Origin of the sequence: Streptomyces sp. NBC_00984 (genome assembly GCF_045162475.1) — a bacterium.
Lineage (GTDB): Bacteria > Actinomycetota > Actinomycetes > Streptomycetales > Streptomycetaceae > Streptomyces.
The window spans coordinates 164,429-181,591 of record NZ_CP108734.1 but is presented as its reverse complement, the minus strand read 5'-3'; the positions used below and the strand labels follow the sequence as shown (position 1 = coordinate 181,591).

Here is a 17,163-nt window from a genome sequence, read left to right as displayed (position 1 = left end):
TCCCAGTGGGCAGTGGGGCGAGAAGGACATGTGAAGACCCGTCGCCTTCAGGGCGCCTGGGCGGGTCGTCCTAGGTGAAGCGACGCGGCTCCACATCACGGGGCGCCATAATTCTCGCTTGCTACGATTTAAGCGATCGAGCTAAAAGCGCGGAAGGTGCAATTGATGCATTGGGGAATTCATATGGACGTAGGATTAAATCCTGCCTAGGTGATTTGCACTACCGTCGTGCGCCCCTCCCGGGGGCACTGTCAGGGTGAGTTGGGCGTCGGGGTGCATGGGCGTGCCTGGCCGGGGTGGTGGCGTCTGGTTCAGGTCGCGGTGGATGGACCCTCGGCGAACTGCAAGAGCACCACCAGCGCCAGCCGCCCCGGCGACCAGGCCGCCCTTCCCCGCACTGGGAACAAATCCGCGAACTGCTCGTCGGTGAACAACGGCCCCAGCTCGTCCCGGACCCGGATCGCCAGGCTCCCTTTCGGGAACGCGGCCCGTGCGATCCGCACCGTCTCCGCCGGGATTTCCCCCCCGACTCCTTCGGCTGCATCGACACCCGCACTCACCCCATACGACAACGTCGGCCTTCAAGACCACAACCGGGTCTTGAAGGCCGACGTCACGCACAGGCCCGAATTAACCAACAGCGTCCGTTGGTGAGGGCGAGGCCCGGGTCGGTGGGTTGATCGGTCGGCGAGTCTTGATCGCTTCCGAGCCTGCTGGTTAGGTTGGTCGGCATGACCGACCACAGAGCCCTCGCCTGGCCACCTGCCCCGATCAAGACCGAGCGGCTCGTACTCCGCGAGTCCGAGGCCCGGGACCGCGCGGCGGTCATCGAGCTGAACGCCTCGCCAGAGGTGAATACCTACCTTGGTGGTCCTCGACCGCGCGCCGAGCTCGAACGCACGGTGCCCGAGGTGCCCGGCCAGCGCCGTGGCTGGTTCGTGGTCGAGCTCGACGGAGCAATGATCGGCACGATCCAGCTCAAACCGCACGCCCCCGAGAGTCCGAGCAACCGCCGTCTGGAGGCCGGGGAGACCGAGCTCGGCTATTTGTTTCTACCGGAGGCGTGGGGCCACGGGTACGCCACCGAGGCGTGCACAGCGACACTCGACTGGTTTGCCGGCACGCTGCCCGGTGAGCCGGTGGTGCTCTACACCCAGACCACCAACGCCCGCTCGATGCGCCTCGCGGCGAAGCTGGGATTCACCGAGCTGGAACGGTTCGAGGCGTGGGGCGCCGAGCAGTGGTTCGGCGTGTGGTCTTCGCTCACGCCGTCCGGTTGATCGGCTCCGCGGTCGACGATCGCACAGGTTTCCCCGGCCCCCGGTCAGGCGCCCTGCTGGGCGTGTTCGGCGGCGGTGGCTTGGTAGCGGTAGGACTCGGTGCCGGTCTGGATGAGGGTGCAGCGGAAGGTGATCCGGTCGGCGATGGCAGCACAGAGCCGGGGCAGCGAAGGTCTTGTCCCACTCCGCGAACGGGGAGTTCGTCGCGACCGCGGTGGCCTTGCGTTCCTCCCGCTCGGTGAAGATCTGGAACAGTAGCTTGGAGCCCTTGCGGTCGAGGTTGAGGTACCGAACTCGTCCAGACAGAGAAGATCGGCTTTGCTGTAACGGGCGATCACGGACGACAGCCGGCGCCCGGCGTCGGCCTCCGCGAGCTCGTTGACCAGCGCGGAGGTGGTGGTGTAGCGCACCGACAGGCCGGCCTCGGCAATCGCGGTGCCGATCCCGATCATCAGATGCGACTTGCCGGTGCCGGAGTCGCCGATCATCGCCAGCGGGCGACCCTCGCGGACCCAGGCGGGGGACTTCAGGTCCGCGACGACCTCCGGGGTGACGTTCGGGTTCTTGTCGAAGTCGAAGTCCTCCAGCCGCTTAGCTTAGAGCGGGGGAATTTCGCCGCGCGGACCAGCCGCTGCTGGCGGCGCACGTCCCGGTCGGCGAGTTCGGCCTGCAACAGCTCCAGCAGGAACTGCTTGTAGGTCGCCTGCTCGCGCCGGGCGTTGCTGGCGATCTCGACGAACCGCTCACGGAACTCGGGCAGACGTAGGCGCCGCCTCGCAGGGCATGACCTGCGACACGAGCCTGCTGTACGGACACGGCGCCAACGCGTTCGCGACGTACCCGGGCCTGACCCGGGGCAAGAAGGCCAACCACCTGTGGCTGCCGCTCGCCGTCATCGAGAGCGAGGACACCCGGGCCCGGCTCGGTGACGCCGCACCGAGAAGGAGCGCCTGGAGCGCGCCGTCGCGGCCTTCGCCCGGTATCTCGGGCAGTCGCGCCCGGACGCGATGGTCTCCGACCTGCTCCACGAACCGCCGGCCCCCGCGCCCGTGCCGTCGCCGACCCGCACCATCGACAGGCGGGCCGCCCTCCCACGGTCGGTGTCCACGACGGTCCACAACCAGCGGCAGCGAGCCGCCCTCCAGCAGAAGCCCGAGTACCGGCTGACTGACGAGCAGAAGCCCCGCAGCTCGCCGACATGAAGGAGGAACGGGAGCTGGCCCGGGTCAGCCCGTGGACCAGGCGCTCGTACGGCGACCGGACCGACCAGGAGTTGAACCGGCTGATCGCCACCGGCCCCATCGAGGCCCGGCGCGAGGACAAGGCGGCGGTCGCGGCCGAGGAGACCGAGCGGGCCCTGCTGGAGCAGCTAGGGCGGGGCCTCCGTTTGACAGAGCTCAGGGCGACGGCATAGTTACTTAAAGTATCTGATTCATTACGTTGTGTGATCGATGGTGATCGTGTCGTCCCTACAAATCTGCCGCCGCCCTCCACCCCACGCGAGGAGCCCCACCGTGACCACGACCCCCACCCGTCCCACCGCCGTCCCGTCCATCGAGCAGCTGCCCCAGCCGGAGCTGCGCGGGTCCACCGACATCCAGGGCAACATCCTGGCCGCGTTCAACAAGGACTTCATGGACTTCCGCTACCTGCGTTTCCCGGACGCCGCCAAGGGCCGCGGCTGGCTCTCCGCGATCCTCAACACCGTCGCCACAACCAACGAGACGGAAGACTTCAACGAGCAGTTCTCGCTGGCCCGCCGGGCCTTCGGCCGCGACCCGTCGATCACCACCGTCCGCTGCGGGGTCTCCCTCACCTTCGAGGGCCTCGTGACGATCGCCAACAAACCCGATCAGATCAAGAAGGACCTCAGCACCTTCACGTCGTTCTGCGCGGGCGCGGCCGCACGGGCCAAGGACCTCGGGGACACCGGCGAGAGCGACCCCAAGACTTGGTTGTTCGGGGCCGGCACCGGCGACAAGGTCGTGCACGCGGTCCTCATCGTCGCCGCGGACACCGAGGCGCTGCTGAAGGAGAAGCTGAAGAACCTCGACACGGTCGAGCAGACCCACCAGATCACGCGCGTCCATGTGGACGAGGGCCGCACCCTGAAGGGCGATCTGAAAGGTCACGAGCACTTCGGCTACAAGGACGGCATCTCCCAGCCCGGCGTCAAGGACTTCCACCGCGAGGACGCCAGCCGCGAGGGCTTCCGCGACAACCACGCCGGGACCGAGCTGATCGAACCCGGCGAGTTCGTTTTCGGCTACAAGAGCGAACAGGGCGACCGGAAGGCGCCGGCGTGGATGAAGAACGGCTCCCTCCAAGTGGTGCGCCGCCTTCGCCAGGATGTCGCCGGCTGGAACAAGGCCGTGGTGGACGGCGCCAAGAACTTCACCGGCAACATGGACGCCAACCGGCTCGGTGCCTGTCTGGTCGGCCGGGCCAAGGACGGCACACCGCTCGCCCCGCCGTGCAGCGCCGTGACCGGCCTCGGCTCGGACCGGAACGGTTTCGACTACGCGAACGACCCCATCGGCCAGCACACCCCCTGGGCCGCGCACATCCGCCGCACCCATCCGCGTGCCTTCGCCGGAATCGTCGACAAGAAGCCGAAGAGCCACCGCCTGATGCGCCGCGGCATTCCGTACGGCCCTGAGTTCAAAGGCGGCCCGGACGACGGCAAGGACCGCGGGCTGATGTTCGTCTGCTACGGCACTTCGCTGGAAGAGCAGTTCGAACTGGTCCAGCAGCACTGGTCCAACGACGACGCGTTCACCCCCGGGGAAAGCCGGTCCGACCAGGTGGTCGCCAACGGCTTCGACAAGGTCACCGGCCTCGCCGGCAAGGCCTCGATCGAGCTGGCGGACGGCACCTTCGGCACGGTCGACATGAAGCGCTTCGTCCGCACCGCGGGCGCGCTCTACGCCTTCACCCCCTCGATCAGCACGCTGCGGCTGCTCGCCGAGGGCGAGGACCTTCCTAACAAGCCAATCGGCTCCTGAGCGGCGAGGAGAAGCCATGAACGAGAGACCCACCGACGAGGGCACGGCCAACGACCGTGCCCGCCAGCAGACCTGCTGGCAGCTGGCCCGCGAGCTGCTGCTGGTCGGTCCGGACGACAAGGACCTGAAGCTGCGCTACCTCGACATCCTGATCAAGGAGGGAATCCCGGAGACCGACGAGCCCAAGGACGTGCTGATCGTCGGCGCCGGGATCGCCGGTCTGGTTGCCGGGAAGCTACTCAAGGACGCCGGGCACAACGTCACCATCCTGGAGGCCAACGCCAACCGGGTCGGCGGGCGGATCAAGACCTTCCGCTCCACCGATGACGAGCAGGACGGCCCGTTCTACGACCCGGTGCAGTACGGGGAGGCCGGAGCGATGCGGCTGCCCAGCTTCCACCCGCTCACCCTGGCCCTGGTCGACAGACTCGGCCTGGAACGGCAGCTGTTCTGCAACGTCGACGTCGATCCCGACACCGGCAACCAGAACACGCCCGTCCCGCCGGTGGTCTACGAGTCCTTCGAGGACGGCAAGGTCTGGAAGTACGGCGAGGACAGCCCGGACTTCCGCGAGCCGGTCAAGCGCTTCAACAGCTGGATCCGCACCAACCGGATCCAGGCCCGCCGCAGCGAGTACGCCGCCGACCCGAGCAGCGTCAACGAGGGCTTCCACCTCACCGGCGACGAGGTGCGGATCACAGCCGGCGAGATGGTCAACCAGGCGCTGGAGCCGGTCCGCGACTACTACTCGTACATCGAGAACGGCAAGCGGGTGCGCAAGCCGTTCGCCGAGTGGCTGGACGGCTGGGCCCGGGTGATCCGCGACTTCGACGGCTACTCGATGGGCCGGTTCCTGCGCGAGTACGCGGGTTTCAGTGACGAGGCCATCGAGGCGATCGGCACGATCGAGAACATGACCTCGCGGCTGCACCTGTCCTTCTTCCACACCTTCCTGGGCCGCAGCGACATCAACCCGGACGCCACCTATTGGGAGATCGAGGGCGGCAGCTGGCAGCTGCCCTACGCCCTCGCCGATGAGCTCCAGGACGAACTTGAAATGGGCGAGCGGATGATCCGGATGGAGTACTGGGATCCGCGCCGCGACGGCGGGGCCGGCCAAGACGTCGGGCCGAACGGGCCCCAGGTCGCCGTCCACACCGTGCCCGAGGGCGACCCAGAAGCCGAACCCTCGGTCTGGAAGGGTGACTTCGCGATCGTCACCGTCCCGTTCTCGGCGCTGCGGTTCGTCCAGGTCTCACCCCCGTACTCGTACAAGAAGCGCCGGGCGATCATCGAGACACACTACGACCAGGCCACCAAGGTGCTGCTGGAGTTTTCCCGCCGGTGGTGGGAGTTCACCGAGGCGGACTGGAAGGACGAGCTCGACTCCATCGAGCCCGGCCTGTACGAGTACTACCAGCGGGCTGGCGAGGAGGACGCCGAGGCGGCCGCGCTGGCCGCGCACAACGGGCACCGGCCACCGCCCAATCTACCGAGGGTGCTGCTCGGCGCCCACCGGAGCGTGGACTCCAGCCGGATCAGCCAGGAGCAGTTGGAGGTCTTCCGGCACACCCCGCTGCGCCGGGCGAGCGTGCGCCCCGCCACCAACTGCTTCGGCGGCGGTTCGACCACCGACAACCCGAACCGCTTCATGTACTATCCCTCGCACCCGGTGCCCGACAGCGACGGCGGCGGCGTGGTGCTGGCGAGCTACAGCTGGTCGGATGACGCGGTGCGCTGGGACTCGATGGCCGACGCCGAGCGGTACGTGTACGCGCTGCGCAACCTCCAGTCGGTGCACGGCCGGCGGATCGAGGTGTTCTACACCGGCTATGGCCAGACCCAGAGCTGGCTGCGCGACCCGTACGCCTTCGGCGAGGCGGCGGTGTACACCCCGCACCAGATGACCAGCTTCCACCTCGACGTGGTCAAGCCGGAGGGCCCGGTGCACTTCGCCGGCGAGCACGTCTCGCTCAAGCACGCCTGGATCGAGGGCGCGGTGGAGACCGCCGTCCGCGCGGCGATCGCCGTGCACGAGGCGCCCACACCACCACCCCGCGCCAAACCGGAGTTCGTTCCAGAGGTGCGGGCCGGACGCGCACGCAGAGCGGAGGTGCTGAGCGGATGAGCGGCAACGGCGAATGGACGGTGGGCCGTTACCTGGCCACGAGACTTGAGCAGTTGGGCATCCGGCACCTGTTCGGGGTGCCGGGCGACCACCTCGGCCCGTTCCTGACGATCATGCACGCCACCACCGGGGTGCGCTGGGTCGGCACCCCGACCGAGATCGGTGGCGGCTACGCCGCCGACGCCTACGCCCGGGTGCGGGCCGCTGACGCCGACCTCGCCAAGGGCGAGCAGGGCGTCGCCGCAGTCGCGGTCACCTACGGCGTGGGCGCGTTCAGCCTGCTCAACCCGATCGGCGGCGCCTACGTCGAGTACGTGCCGGTGATCGCGATCAACGCGGCGCCGTCGTACGAGCAGTGGCTCAACTACCAGGCGGTCGGTCTGCTCACCTCGCACATGAGCCAGCGCCGGGAGAGCAATCTGGAGGTCTACCGGCAGGTCACGGTGGACGCGCAGGTGATCTCCAACCCCGGGCTCGCGCCCTCGCAGATCGACAGCGCGATCATCGCCGGCCTGACCGAGTGCAGGCCGGTCTATCTGGAGGTGATGGACGACCTCTGGAATGCCCCGTGCGCCGAGCCGCAGGGAGAACTCCGTGGTCAGGAAAGGCCGTTCACCAAGAAGAACGAGGAAATGCTCGCCAAGGCGGTGGAGGCCTCGGTGCAGCTGGTCGAACGGCTCGGCACGCCGGTGCTGTGGGCGGGCGAGGAGATCGAGCGCAACCGGCTGGAGCGGGAGCTGGTCTCGCTGGTGCAGCTGACCGGCATCCCGTTCTGCACCACCGTCGGCGCGAAGTCCGTGGTCTCCGAGAACACCCCGGGCTTCACAGGCGTCTACAACGGCAAGGCGAGCCTGCCGGAGGTGCGCAAGGCCTTCAAGGCCGCCGGGTGCCGGATCGGCCTGGGCACCTGGTCGACGTCGAAGAACCTCGGCGGCGAGAAGTCGATCGGCGACGACTGGATCGTGGCCGCCCACGAGGGCGTCAGCGTCGGCGCGCAGTACTTCCCGGACGTCCAGCTGGCGCGGTTCGTCCCGGCACTGCGGGACGCGCTGGGTGTCGCTTTCGGTAAGCGGGCGTTCGAAACCGACCTCTTCGCGCTGGCACACGCCAAGGACCGGCAGGTCCCGGCGAGCACGATCGCCTTCCTGACCGGCCTGAGCAGCACGGACTACCCCGAGGAGCTCACGTACGACGGGTTCTTCCAGCACATGAACGCCTTCCTGCTGAGCCAAGCGCAGGGCGACGGCCCGGAGGCCACCTCGCCGTTCACGGTGGTCTCGGACGCAGCGTTCGCACTGCTGGGCTCGATGAATCTACAGATGGCGGAGCGGGCGAGCTTCGTGGCGCAGAACAGCTGGCTGTCCATCGGCTACTCGGTCGGCGCGGCCACCGGGGTGGCGCTGGCCCGCCAGCAGCCGCTCAAGAGGCCGCTGGTGTTCGTCGGGGACGGATCGTTCCAGGAAACCTGCCAGGAGCTGTCCACGCACGTGCGCCACCACCTGCGGCCGGTGGTCTTCGTCCTGGACAACGAGGGCTTCTACGGTATCGAGCAGATGCTGGTCAGCCCCTGCTACTACAAGGAGAAGCCGTCCGACGGGGCCGACTTCTACAACGTGCTGCACCCGTGGCAGTACGAGAAGCTGGCAGAGGTCTTCGGCTCGGAGAAGGACCGGATGCACGGGCGGGAGCTCACCACCCACACCGAGCTGGAGTCACTGCTGCTCGACATCGCCGATCCGGGCAGTGACATCAACCACGCCCCGATCCTGGTCCGGGTCCGGCTCAACCGGCACGACTACCCGCGGGCACTCCAGTACAAGATCGACGAAAAGTGCAAATAGCCGCCGTACGCGCACCGGCCCCGGTCCAAGGAACAGGGCCGGTGCGCGCTGCGTCCGCGCTCAGCGAACTGATGGTCCGCACTCCCTGGCGCAGGACCGGCGCCGCCCGTCGGCTCCACGACGAACCGCTCGCGACCCGGCCTGAGTTAGCCAAGGCGAACGGCTCCCCGAGTGGCTCGACGCCGTACGCCAAGACGACCTGTCCGGCCTCCGCACCCTCGCCGCGGGCCACGATCGCGACGTTGTCGTCGTCGGCCTGACCCTGCCCTGGAGATAGGCGTCGGCAAGGGCCACGTCAACCGAATCAAGATGCTCAAACGCCAGACGTTCGGCCCAGCCGGCTTCGCCCTACTCCGTCAACGCGTCCTGCTCTACTCGTGAAGCACAGGTAAGACCACACGGTCAAGGAGCCCGAAGCCCTCCGGGGACAGTTCCAAGAACTCCCGCCGCACGAGGTCGGACTCCGCTTCGGCCGTCATCCCGAGCAGGTCGATCAATTCGCTCCGCTGGCCGCTCGACAACTTGCCGGCCAAGTGGGCGCGACACCCTCCCGGACCTTGACCGCGTCGTCCGGATCGATCTGCTCGTCTTCGCTGCCCTCGACGAACCACAAGACGTCGACCAAGGCTTCGGTCAGGGCTTGGCTCAGAGTCGAGTACACGGACATCAATGCGGGCTCCCAGCAGGCCACGGCAGTAGAGCCCGGCCATCCCACCACACACCACCGACATCACACTCCGTCAGCCCTCCACACACTCTGCTCCGGCTGATCCGCGCGCTGCCGCTCCCGTCCTCGGGCCCGGTCCCGCTTCTCGGCGTCGACGAGTTCGCCGTGCGACGCGGACGGACCTACGCGACGATCCTCATCGACATGTCCACCCACCGTCCGGTCGACGTGCTTGCCGATCGCGCTGCGAGCACCTTCGCGTCCTGGCTGCGAGATCATCCCGAGGTGCGGATGATCTGCCGCGACCGCGCCGGCTCCTTCCGCGACGGAGCCCAAGCGGGTGCTCCGCAGACCCGGCAGGTGGCCGACGCCTGGCACCTACTGCACAATTTGGCCGAAGCAGTCGAACGCGTCGTGGGCCGACACTGCGCCGTCCTGCGAGAACGCCTCACGTGCTACGACGACCGGACCGAAGACGGCCAGACTCAGGAGAACCCAGGCCGCGCGGAGCTGGACATCCATGGGCGGCCGCGGCCTCTGGTCGCCCGCACTCGTGAACGCCACCTACAGGTCCACGAACGCATCGAACGTGGCGACAGCCTCCGTGCCATCGCACGCGATCTCCACCTCAGCCGCAGCACGGTCAACCGCTTCGCACGGGCCGCCGACGTCACGGAACTCCTCTTCGCCGCTACCCACCGCCCTACGCTGATCGACGACTACCGCCTCTACTTGCACCACCGCTGGATGGAGGGCTGCACCAATGCCTCCGCTCTTACCCGGGAGATCCAGCAGCTCGGCTATCGCGGCGACGTCAACACCGTCCGCCGGCACCTGAAGCCTTACCGAAACGGCACGATCCCGCAAACCGCTCCCTTGCCCCACATGACCGTCCGTCGGGTCACCGACTGGATCATGAGACGCCCCGAGCGCCTCACAGACACCGAGCGCAAATGCCTCACCGAACTGTGCGAGCGGAGTCCTGCGCTGGCCACGACCACCACATACGCTCGCCGTCTTGCACTCATGGTGCGCGAACGACGCAGCGAACACCTGGCCCTCGATGTCTGGATCGCCGACGTCCGCCTCGACGGCCAACGCGAACTCCGCACCCTGGCCAACGGCATGCGACGCGACCACGCAGCTATCCAGGCTGCCCTCACCACCACCTACACTTCGGGAGCAGTCGAAGGCAACGTCACCAGGATCAAGCTGCTGAAGAGACAGATGTACGGCCGAGCCAACTTCGATCTCCTACGACGGCGCATCCTGCTCTCACCGTGATCAACCAGCTGCTACCCCCAAAATGGCGACAGAGCCCGGAAGTTGAGCCAGAACCGCTGGAAGTGAACGAAGCCACACGCCGGTGCCACCGCGCTCTTCCACGGGCGCCGTCAGCCGAGCAAGGCGGTGGCCGTGTTGATGAGTTCCGCGTCGGCGGCCTCGGTGCGTTGGGCGGCGATGCCGGACCGGAAGAGCGCCGCTCCTTCGATCAGCGCGGTGAAAACCCTTGCCCGTGCCTGGCAGACAGTGTCGGGGAGAGCGGGGTCGCGGGCGCGGAGGAACCCGGCCACATGGTCCTGGTAATCGCCGTAGAAGGTGTGTAGGACCGTCGCGACGGCTTCGTCACGGCCCGCCAGTGCCCACAACTCGGCGTAGACCCGTACGAGTCGCGGATCATCGTGCTCGGCCAGAAGCTGACGGACCAGCCCCTCCGCGTCCGGCGGAGTGTGCTCGGTCGCGTCGGTGAACAACGGGGCCAGCCTGTCGAGCGAACGGTCCAGGGTGCGGCGCAGGACGGCGGCGATCAACTCGGTGCGGGAGTGGAAGTAGTACTGGACGTGCCCCAGGCGCGTCTGTGCCGTGGCCGCCACCGCCCGCATGGTCAGCTCGCCGTACCCGGACTCGAAGAGAATCTGCTCGGCGGCGTCCAGGATCAGAGCGCGCCGCTGGGCACCCTTGGTCGTGATTGCCGTGCGCTTCTCCTGCTCCGGGGACCGGTCGCTCATGCCGCCCGGCCCTCTGCGTGTTCGTCGCGCACAGCCCTGAGCACATTCAGGCCGACGCCCTGCGCGGCGAGGTCCGACGGCACGTTCTGCGGATTCGGGAGCTGTTCGGGGAAAACCACGCCGCTCGGTGCAGGGGCGCCGTCTTCGCCCCGTACCCGACGCAGCCCCATCAGGGCGCCCAGGGCGGTCAGGTGGGCCTGCCCGGCCGGATCGGTCACGGTCGCGGAGAGGGTGTCGCCCCCACGTGTGACATCGATGCGGAGCTGAGCCGTGCCTCCCTCGCCGGGTGCGTACAGCAATCCGCGGCGTGCACCGGTGAAGCACTCGCCGCGGCCCCAGCGGAAGAACCCGAGCCGCTTTGCGGCCAGCAGGGCCGCCGTGGACGCGGGCGAGCTGAAGCCGATCCGGGTGGTTGCGGTCTGCGCCGAGAGGGTGAGGGGGAGGGTGAACTGCTCGGGGGTGTCGATCCTGGCGACCCGGGTGAGTGTCTCCCCGATACGGACGCGGCCGGCATCGCTCAGCGGCATGACCGTGTGCCGCTGCCCGTCCCGCATCACCTCGTAGTCCAGTCCGAGACGGTCCATGAACTCCACCGAGTCCGCGCCCGCCCGGTCGGCGAGGTCCCAGCGAATGGCCACGTCGACCGTGTCCGCGCCGCCCAGCCGGTCGCCGAGACAGGCGGCGACGAGGCTGGTCACACCTCCCATCCACGCGGAGGACAGGAGTACCGGTGCGGTGGGGCCCGCCAGCGCCGCGACGGTGGCCGCACGCTGCAACCGCGTGGTCCAGCGGGTGACGTCCACCAACGGCACCCCGCCGCTGATCGCGGCGCGCAGCACCCGGTCGTCCGGATCGTTGACCACGGTGACGACCGCGCTGATCTCCGCCCGGAACGGTGCCGGATCCGCCAAGTCCCAGGTGCGCAGTTCCGCGCCCGTCTCGTCCGCCAGTCGCTGTCCGCGCTGCACGGTCCGTCCCGTCAGTATCAGCGGCCACGAGGGGGCCGCCATCCGTGCGAGCTCCGCGCCGACCGTGCCGTATCCGCCGACCAGGAGCACAGGTCCGCCGGCGTCAAAGATGAGTTCGTCATTCATGACAACAAATATAGGTCAAGCGACCAAAGAATGCCGCGGGAGGGGTGTGCTGGAAGCACTCGGGACCGATCCGCCTCGCTCATTGACCGCGTCGGCGATGACTTGTCGGGTCACGCGAGGACGGCTCGGCCGTGCTGCTGTGACGTCTCGGCCTTGCACTCGAGGGGCGTTCACCGTGAGGCGGCGTGGATCAGACATGGATCAAGGGAGAGGAGACGGGCGGCCTGATCTTCGGCCGCTGTCCGCCGACTGGGACACGGCGGAGCTCGGGGTGGCCCGCGTCACTCCCTGTGGCGGTGGTGGATCTGCGGATCTCCGTCCTTCTTGCGGCTGATCTCCACCAGCTTCGGATAGTCGACCGCGACGCCCCGCAGCAAGGTGTGCACAGCCTGCTCCACTTCGTCGTCGCTGGTGACGGCGTGGCCGAACAAGGCGCGGTAGTGGACCAGTGAGGCGAGCAGGTCGAGCAGCAGGTCCCGGTCGACGTCGTCGCGCAGGTCGCCCCGCGCGATGGCGGCGTCGAGGGCCTGCCCGACGGCGATCCGGGGCGGATCGAAGAGGGCGGCCATGAACGTCTCGCGGCGTTGTGGATCGTCGCCGTAGTCGGCGAGCAGTGAGGCGAGTGCGTCCGGTGGCATGCGCTGGAATGCGGCGACGTACAGCTTGATCGCGTCACTGAGGTCGCAGATCGTGCAGTCGGTGGCGGGGGGCTTGAGATGGCCCAGGCGAGCGGTCAGGGCGTCGAACACCAAGCTGGGCAGGGTGCTCCAGCGCCGGTAGACGGCCGGCTTCGTGGTGCCGGCGCGCCGTGCTACGGCCTCCACGGTGAGCCGGGCGTACCCGACCTCGTCGAGGAGATCGAGCACCGCGTCGAGGATCGCCTGGTCGATGGATGCGTCGCGCGGGCGACCGCCCGGGGCCCGACTGTTGGGTGCATGTTTCGCTTCAACCATCCCACCAGTCTAGTGTTATATTACGTTCCGGCACGTAATGAATCTCTCGGAGGGGAAGCGTGTGACCACCAGAAGTGAAGAGCCGACTGCGTCACCGTCACCAGCCGGATGGGGAGCGTTGCTCGGCCGCGAACACGGGGCGGTCGCGGCGACGCTCGCGGCCGGAGTCGCGCTGCATGCTGTGAATGTCTACCTTGCGGCCACCATCCTGCCGTCGGTCATCGCCGACATCGGCGGATCGAACCTGTACGCGTGGGCCACCACGATCTTCGTGTTCGCGTCCGTGCTCGGGTCGACGGCCGCCTCCGCCGTCCTCGGAGCCCGCGGCCCGCGCTCCAGCTACCGCTTCGCGACACTGCTGCTCGCGGCCGGAACGGTGGTCTGCGCGCTCGCCCCGACGATGCCCGTCCTGCTGGCCGGACGCCTCATCCAGGGCATCGGAGGCGGCCTGCTCTTCGCTCTCTCCTACGCCATGGTCCGCATCACGCTGAACGAGGCACTGTGGCCACGCGCCATGGCACTCGTCTCCGCCATGTGGGGCGTCGCGACGCTCGTCGGCCCCGCCCTCGGCGGCTTCTTCGCCCAACTCGACGTCTGGCGCGGCGCGTTCTGGGGGCTTCTGCCGTTCCTGCTCTTCTTCGCCTTCTGGGGCGCGATGCGACTGCCCAAGGGGACGGCGGGGGAGTCGGCCCCGCGCATTCCCTGGGCGAGCGTGAGCCTGCTCGGCCTGGCCGTGCTGCTCATCTCCGCAGCCAGCATCTCGTCCCGGCTCGCCGTCAACGCCGCCGGTCTCCTGGCAGCCACGTTGCTCCTGGTCGCCTGGCTGCGACGTGAGCGGCGTGCGACGCTCCGGCTCATCCCGGCCACCGCATTCGGCCCGGACGCGCGGCTGCGGCTCGTCTACGTCACCATGGCCCTGCTGGTGCTCTCCAGTACCGTCGAGGTCTACGTGCCCTACTTCGGGCAGCGTCTCCAAGGGCTCGGGCCTCTGGCGGCCGGGTATTTGGGCGCCGTCCTGGCGGCGGGCTGGACGCTCGGCTCGATCGCGTGCAGCGGCATGCAGCACCGCATAGGGTTGATCATCGGCACCGGTCCGGTCTTCTCCCTGATCGGGCTCGTCGTACTCTTCTTCACCGGCCCGGCGCACTCGGGCGCGGTCACGACCGTCGCGACAGTGGGCGCCGGGCTGCTCCTGCTGGGCTGGGGCATCGGCATGGCATGGCCCCATCTGCTGACCCGGGTACTGCAGTTGACGCCGAAGGCGGACCAGGACCTCGCCGGTTCTTCGGTCACGACGATCCAGCTCACCGCGACCGCCTTCGGATCGGCGTTCGCCGGGATGGTCGCCAACGTGAACGGATTCTCCGACGGCGCGGACGTCACCGACCTGCACAGCACGGCACGCTGGATGTTCGGCCTGTTCATGCTCGCACCGTTGGCCTCTGTGATGACGGCGCGGCGCGCCCGCCGTTGAGGCAAGCCTCCGGGAGTCGTCTCGCTGGCCGGACGTTGTGTATGCGCGGGCTGCCGATGAGTTGGGTGTGTCGGCGATGACGGTCAGCAAGTGGCGTAAGCCGTTCATGGAGTCGCGGTTGGAGGGCTTGGCGGACACCGACCGGCCGGGACGGCCGAAGACCATCCTGGCTTTGAGTGGGCGGTTCGTGAGTTGATGTCCGTTCCGGACTTGGTTACTGCTTCTTGCTGAAGGTTCCTGGCTCGACCTCGGTGAGGATTCCTAGTGTGACCAGGCGTTTCATTTTGGCGCGGGTGCGTTCTATGTGTTTCGGCAGGAGTTCGAAGTCGAGGGCCTGGCAGATGTCGCGGGCCCTCAGTGGGCCGGTGGTGTCGTTGAAGACGGTGAGGATGCGCGGGTAGTCCGGGTGCTCGGGCAGCTCCAGACTCCCTGATGGGTCGGCACTCTGGACCGGGATTCGGTCGGCGAGGCCGGTGATGGTCGTGCGGGTGATGGCGAGGTGTTCCAGACGCAGTTCGGCCTCGCAGAGCTGGGTCTGAAGGGTGTCGATCTGGGTGCGGAGATCGTTGGTCAGGGCCCGGACTGCGTCTTCCTGAAGGTCGAGCGCCTGGAGGAGGGGGTTGAGGTTCACGCGCCGATCACCTGCGGATCGCGCCAGGTGGGCGTGCTCGCGTCGGTGAGCCGACGGGCCATGACGTGGGTCATGGCCCAGTAGACGCGTGAGGTGGAGGAGGCTGGGCGGTGTTCGTAGTCGCGGACCAGGCGCCGGTGCAGTATCAGGGTCCCGAACGTCTGCTCCACCCGCCACCGTTTCGGCTGCGGAACGAATCCCCGCTCCTCAGGGTTGCGCCGGACGATCTCGACGTCGATGCCGAGGGCGGTCCCATGCATGACGACCTGGTTCTTGAAGCCCTGGTCGACCAGGGCCTTGCTGACCGAGCCGCCGGCCGCGACGGCGACCTGGTCGAGCAGAGCGATGCCGGCGGCGTTGTCGTGGACACTGGCGGCCACCACGGTGACGGCGATGACCAGGCCGAGGACGTCCACGGCCAGTCCCCGTTTGCGGCCAGGCACCCGTTTCGCGGCGTCTTTGCCTGTCGTGACCGCGGGGACCCCGGTGGCCGCCCGGACACTCTGGGTGTCCAGGATCACCAGGGTCGGGTCCTCTAATCGCCGGTTTCTCTCCCGCACCTGGCAGCACAGGAGTTCATGGATCTGCTGGTCGGTGCCGTCGTCCCGCCAGGCGGCGAAGTAGTAGTACGTCGCGCTCTTCGGCGGCAGGTCGTTCGGCAACAGGGCCCACTGACAGCCGGTCCGGGACTGGTAGAGGATCGAGTTCACGATCTCCCGCATCGGATAGCGGCCCTGGTGGCCGCTCACGGAACGGTGCCGGTTCTTCCAGGCCGTGAGCACCGGCTCGATCAACGCCCACTGCTCGTCGGACAAGTCACTCTGGTACGGCTTGCGTTCACTCATCCCACCGATCCCAGCAGGCCACCGGCACCGGACCGGAACGTTCCGGCTTCGCCCACACCATCGGGCGACAGCAGAACCACTCATAGAGTCACGAACCGCCCACTGAGTGATCTCGAGCGGGATCAGCTGACGCGTTTGGGCCCGTCGGGCGAAGTTTCCTCTCATCCGGGCCAGTACCTGGATCGGTAGGTCCTTGAGCAGGAACGCGAGGCGGGGTGCGTCGTATCCCGCGTCCGCGACGATCAGGATGTCCGGGTCTCCCGTCTGCCACTGCCCTGCCGTGATCAATCGCTCGACCAGATCGTGCAGCTGCCGGGCGGTGATGGTGGCGGTGTCGTCCCCGGGCGCCAGACGAAGCACGTCCAATGGTGCCGTCCATGAACTGCGGCCTGGCTCGAGCGCGCAGACGATCGAGTACGGCCGGCCTGGGACGGGGATGTGCTGGTCCTTGCCCCAGCCGTAGGTGTGACACTGGATCCGTTCCGGTGAGGTGTGGGCGTCGGGCCGGAGCCGGCAGGTGACGTAGACGGCCAGGAACAGCCCGGCCGTCAGCAGCCCGCGGCAGTGGCACCCCGGCCAATGCCCGTCGCCGTCGGCCGGGATCGATCCGCCCATGAGCCATGGCCGTGTAGAGCCCGCCATGCCCGCGGCGGTGTTCGCCCACCAGCGACAGCTCGGCCAGCGACCTCACCGGCCGTCGCCGCACGGAACAGCGTCAGCCAGCTCGAACAACCCGCCCGAACGAGAAGTGAGACAGGAGTAGAACTCACCCCGGAAACATGACAGTTCCGCCAACGGTTCTCTCCGGGCATCACGATGCAGCAGACTCATCCTAACGGCCTTCGCACTGGACGTGTGTGTTCCTTGGTCGGATCACATGCTCAGCCGAAGGCCGCCTGCACGCAGGGCAGTTACCGGACCAGGTGATCAAGTACGAGAAGCCATTCGACACCCGAGGTTAAAGATTAAGTTAGCGCTCGGCGGTTGCTTCAGGGAGACTCAAGAAACGCTCCCCGCGTTGGGGGAGCGGGCTGCTTATGGATCAGCGGTGCGGTTGGGGTCGAGGCGGAAGTACATCTCTTCGAGCGAGCATGGAGGGAGAGGGCGGGCAGGGCGGCGAGCTGGGTCTGGGGCGTCCACGGCGAGCCTGGGGGAGCAGTCAATACTGCTTTCCCGCTCCCGGGCGGCGCTGCGGTAGTAGTTGCGCGAGTTGCTGTTGGGGGTCGTGCAGCCGAG

General features: G+C 67.9%; 16 protein-coding genes and 3 pseudogenes. 10 read left to right on the top strand and 9 right to left on the bottom strand.

Translation table 11 applies throughout. The annotated features are described in order from the left end of the window. Nucleotides 1–329 precede the first annotated feature (329 nt). Nucleotides 330–560 (bottom strand): annotated as a pseudogene (locus OG520_RS00925) (IS1182 family transposase); the annotation flags it as partial. 171 nt (nucleotides 561–731) lie between these two features. On the opposite strand from OG520_RS00925, the gene OG520_RS00920 reads away from it, so the two are divergent. Continuing rightward, complete coding sequence (locus OG520_RS00920; RefSeq protein ID WP_406011786.1) at nucleotides 732–1,280, top strand: GNAT family N-acetyltransferase; 549 nt, start codon at nucleotides 732–734, stop codon at nucleotides 1,278–1,280. A 213-nt stretch (nucleotides 1,281–1,493) separates the two neighbouring features. Here the strand turns inward: OG520_RS00920 and OG520_RS00915 are convergent. Together OG520_RS00915 and OG520_RS00910 are read right to left on the bottom strand one after the other, a co-directional pair. Further along, nucleotides 1,494–1,867, bottom strand: a pseudogene (locus tag OG520_RS00915) (ATP-binding protein); the annotation flags it as partial. Continuing rightward, nucleotides 1,807–2,010 carry an ATP-binding protein gene (locus tag OG520_RS00910; protein ID WP_406016387.1) on the bottom strand — a complete coding sequence of 68 codons (204 nt, stop codon included), beginning with the start codon at nucleotides 2,008–2,010 and terminating at the stop codon, nucleotides 1,807–1,809. The pseudogene OG520_RS00915 and the gene OG520_RS00910, both read right to left, overlap by 61 nt. A 277-nt stretch (nucleotides 2,011–2,287) precedes the next feature. Between OG520_RS00910 and OG520_RS00905 the strand changes: the two genes are divergently transcribed. From OG520_RS00905 to OG520_RS00875, 7 genes are all read left to right on the top strand, one after another. Continuing rightward, nucleotides 2,288–2,482, top strand: a complete 195-nt coding sequence (locus OG520_RS00905; protein ID WP_406011785.1) for a hypothetical protein — start codon at nucleotides 2,288–2,290, stop codon at nucleotides 2,480–2,482. Further along, entirely contained in the window at nucleotides 2,479–2,694 is a 216-nt protein-coding gene (locus OG520_RS00900) for a hypothetical protein (RefSeq protein WP_406011784.1), read from the top strand. The genes OG520_RS00905 and OG520_RS00900 overlap by 4 nt, the downstream gene beginning before the upstream one ends. A gap of 100 nt (nucleotides 2,695–2,794) precedes the next feature. Further along, complete coding sequence (locus OG520_RS00895; protein WP_406011783.1) at nucleotides 2,795–4,285, top strand: Dyp-type peroxidase; 1,491 nt, start codon at nucleotides 2,795–2,797, stop codon at nucleotides 4,283–4,285. Between the two features lie 16 nt (nucleotides 4,286–4,301). Further along, nucleotides 4,302–6,413: a flavin monoamine oxidase family protein gene (locus OG520_RS00890; protein WP_406011782.1), complete on the top strand. Its 2,112-nt coding sequence runs from the start codon at nucleotides 4,302–4,304 to the stop codon at nucleotides 6,411–6,413. Continuing rightward, nucleotides 6,410–8,254, top strand: a complete 1,845-nt coding sequence (locus OG520_RS00885) for an alpha-keto acid decarboxylase family protein (protein ID WP_406011781.1) — start codon at nucleotides 6,410–6,412, stop codon at nucleotides 8,252–8,254. Before OG520_RS00890 ends, OG520_RS00885 begins: the two co-directional genes overlap by 4 nt. A 41-nt stretch (nucleotides 8,255–8,295) precedes the next feature. Next, nucleotides 8,296–8,514 (top strand): hypothetical protein, encoded by a 219-nt coding sequence (locus tag OG520_RS00880; RefSeq protein WP_406011780.1) that lies wholly within the window; start codon nucleotides 8,296–8,298, stop codon nucleotides 8,512–8,514. A gap of 380 nt (nucleotides 8,515–8,894) precedes the next feature. Further along, the gene (locus tag OG520_RS00875; RefSeq protein ID WP_406011779.1) at nucleotides 8,895–10,205 is read left to right on the top strand and encodes an ISL3 family transposase; all 1,311 of its coding nucleotides are present in this window, start codon (nucleotides 8,895–8,897) and stop codon (nucleotides 10,203–10,205) included. A 110-nt stretch (nucleotides 10,206–10,315) separates the two neighbouring features. Here the strand turns inward: OG520_RS00875 and OG520_RS00870 are convergent, their stop codons facing one another. The 3 genes from OG520_RS00870 to OG520_RS00860 all read right to left on the bottom strand — a co-directional run bounded on the left by OG520_RS00870 (nucleotide 10,316) and on the right by OG520_RS00860 (nucleotide 12,977). After that, entirely contained in the window at nucleotides 10,316–10,930 is a 615-nt protein-coding gene (locus tag OG520_RS00870) for a TetR/AcrR family transcriptional regulator (RefSeq protein WP_406011778.1), read from the bottom strand. Further along, nucleotides 10,927–12,024 carry a saccharopine dehydrogenase gene (locus OG520_RS00865; RefSeq protein ID WP_406011777.1) on the bottom strand — a complete coding sequence of 366 codons (1,098 nt, stop codon included), beginning with the start codon at nucleotides 12,022–12,024 and terminating at the stop codon, nucleotides 10,927–10,929. The genes OG520_RS00870 and OG520_RS00865 overlap by 4 nt, the downstream gene beginning before the upstream one ends. Before the next feature lie 281 nt (nucleotides 12,025–12,305). Then, complete coding sequence (locus OG520_RS00860) at nucleotides 12,306–12,977, bottom strand: TetR/AcrR family transcriptional regulator (RefSeq protein WP_406011776.1); 672 nt, start codon at nucleotides 12,975–12,977, stop codon at nucleotides 12,306–12,308. Between the two features lie 61 nt (nucleotides 12,978–13,038). Here OG520_RS00860 and OG520_RS00855 point away from each other — a divergent pair, with 61 nt between their 5' ends. Both OG520_RS00855 and OG520_RS00850 read left to right on the top strand, forming a co-directional pair. After that, entirely contained in the window at nucleotides 13,039–14,451 is a 1,413-nt protein-coding gene (locus OG520_RS00855; protein ID WP_406011775.1) for an MFS transporter, read from the top strand. A gap of 37 nt (nucleotides 14,452–14,488) precedes the next feature. Further along, nucleotides 14,489–14,647 (top strand): helix-turn-helix domain-containing protein, encoded by a 159-nt coding sequence (locus OG520_RS00850; protein WP_406011774.1) that lies wholly within the window; start codon nucleotides 14,489–14,491, stop codon nucleotides 14,645–14,647. 18 nt (nucleotides 14,648–14,665) lie between these two features. Here OG520_RS00850 and OG520_RS00845 read toward each other — a convergent pair whose 3' ends face one another. From OG520_RS00845 to OG520_RS00835, 3 genes and pseudogenes are all read right to left on the bottom strand, one after another. Further along, on the bottom strand, nucleotides 14,666–15,082 hold the full coding sequence (locus tag OG520_RS00845; protein ID WP_331737104.1) for a hypothetical protein: 417 nt from the start codon (nucleotides 15,080–15,082) through the stop codon (nucleotides 14,666–14,668). After that, nucleotides 15,079–15,927, bottom strand: coding sequence for an IS5 family transposase (locus OG520_RS00840; RefSeq protein WP_331748887.1), 849 nt, complete (start codon nucleotides 15,925–15,927; stop codon nucleotides 15,079–15,081). The genes OG520_RS00845 and OG520_RS00840 overlap by 4 nt, the downstream gene beginning before the upstream one ends. 117 nt (nucleotides 15,928–16,044) lie before the next feature. Further along, nucleotides 16,045–16,758 (bottom strand): annotated as a pseudogene (locus tag OG520_RS00835) (transposase); the annotation flags it as partial. Nucleotides 16,759–17,163 lie beyond the last annotated feature (405 nt).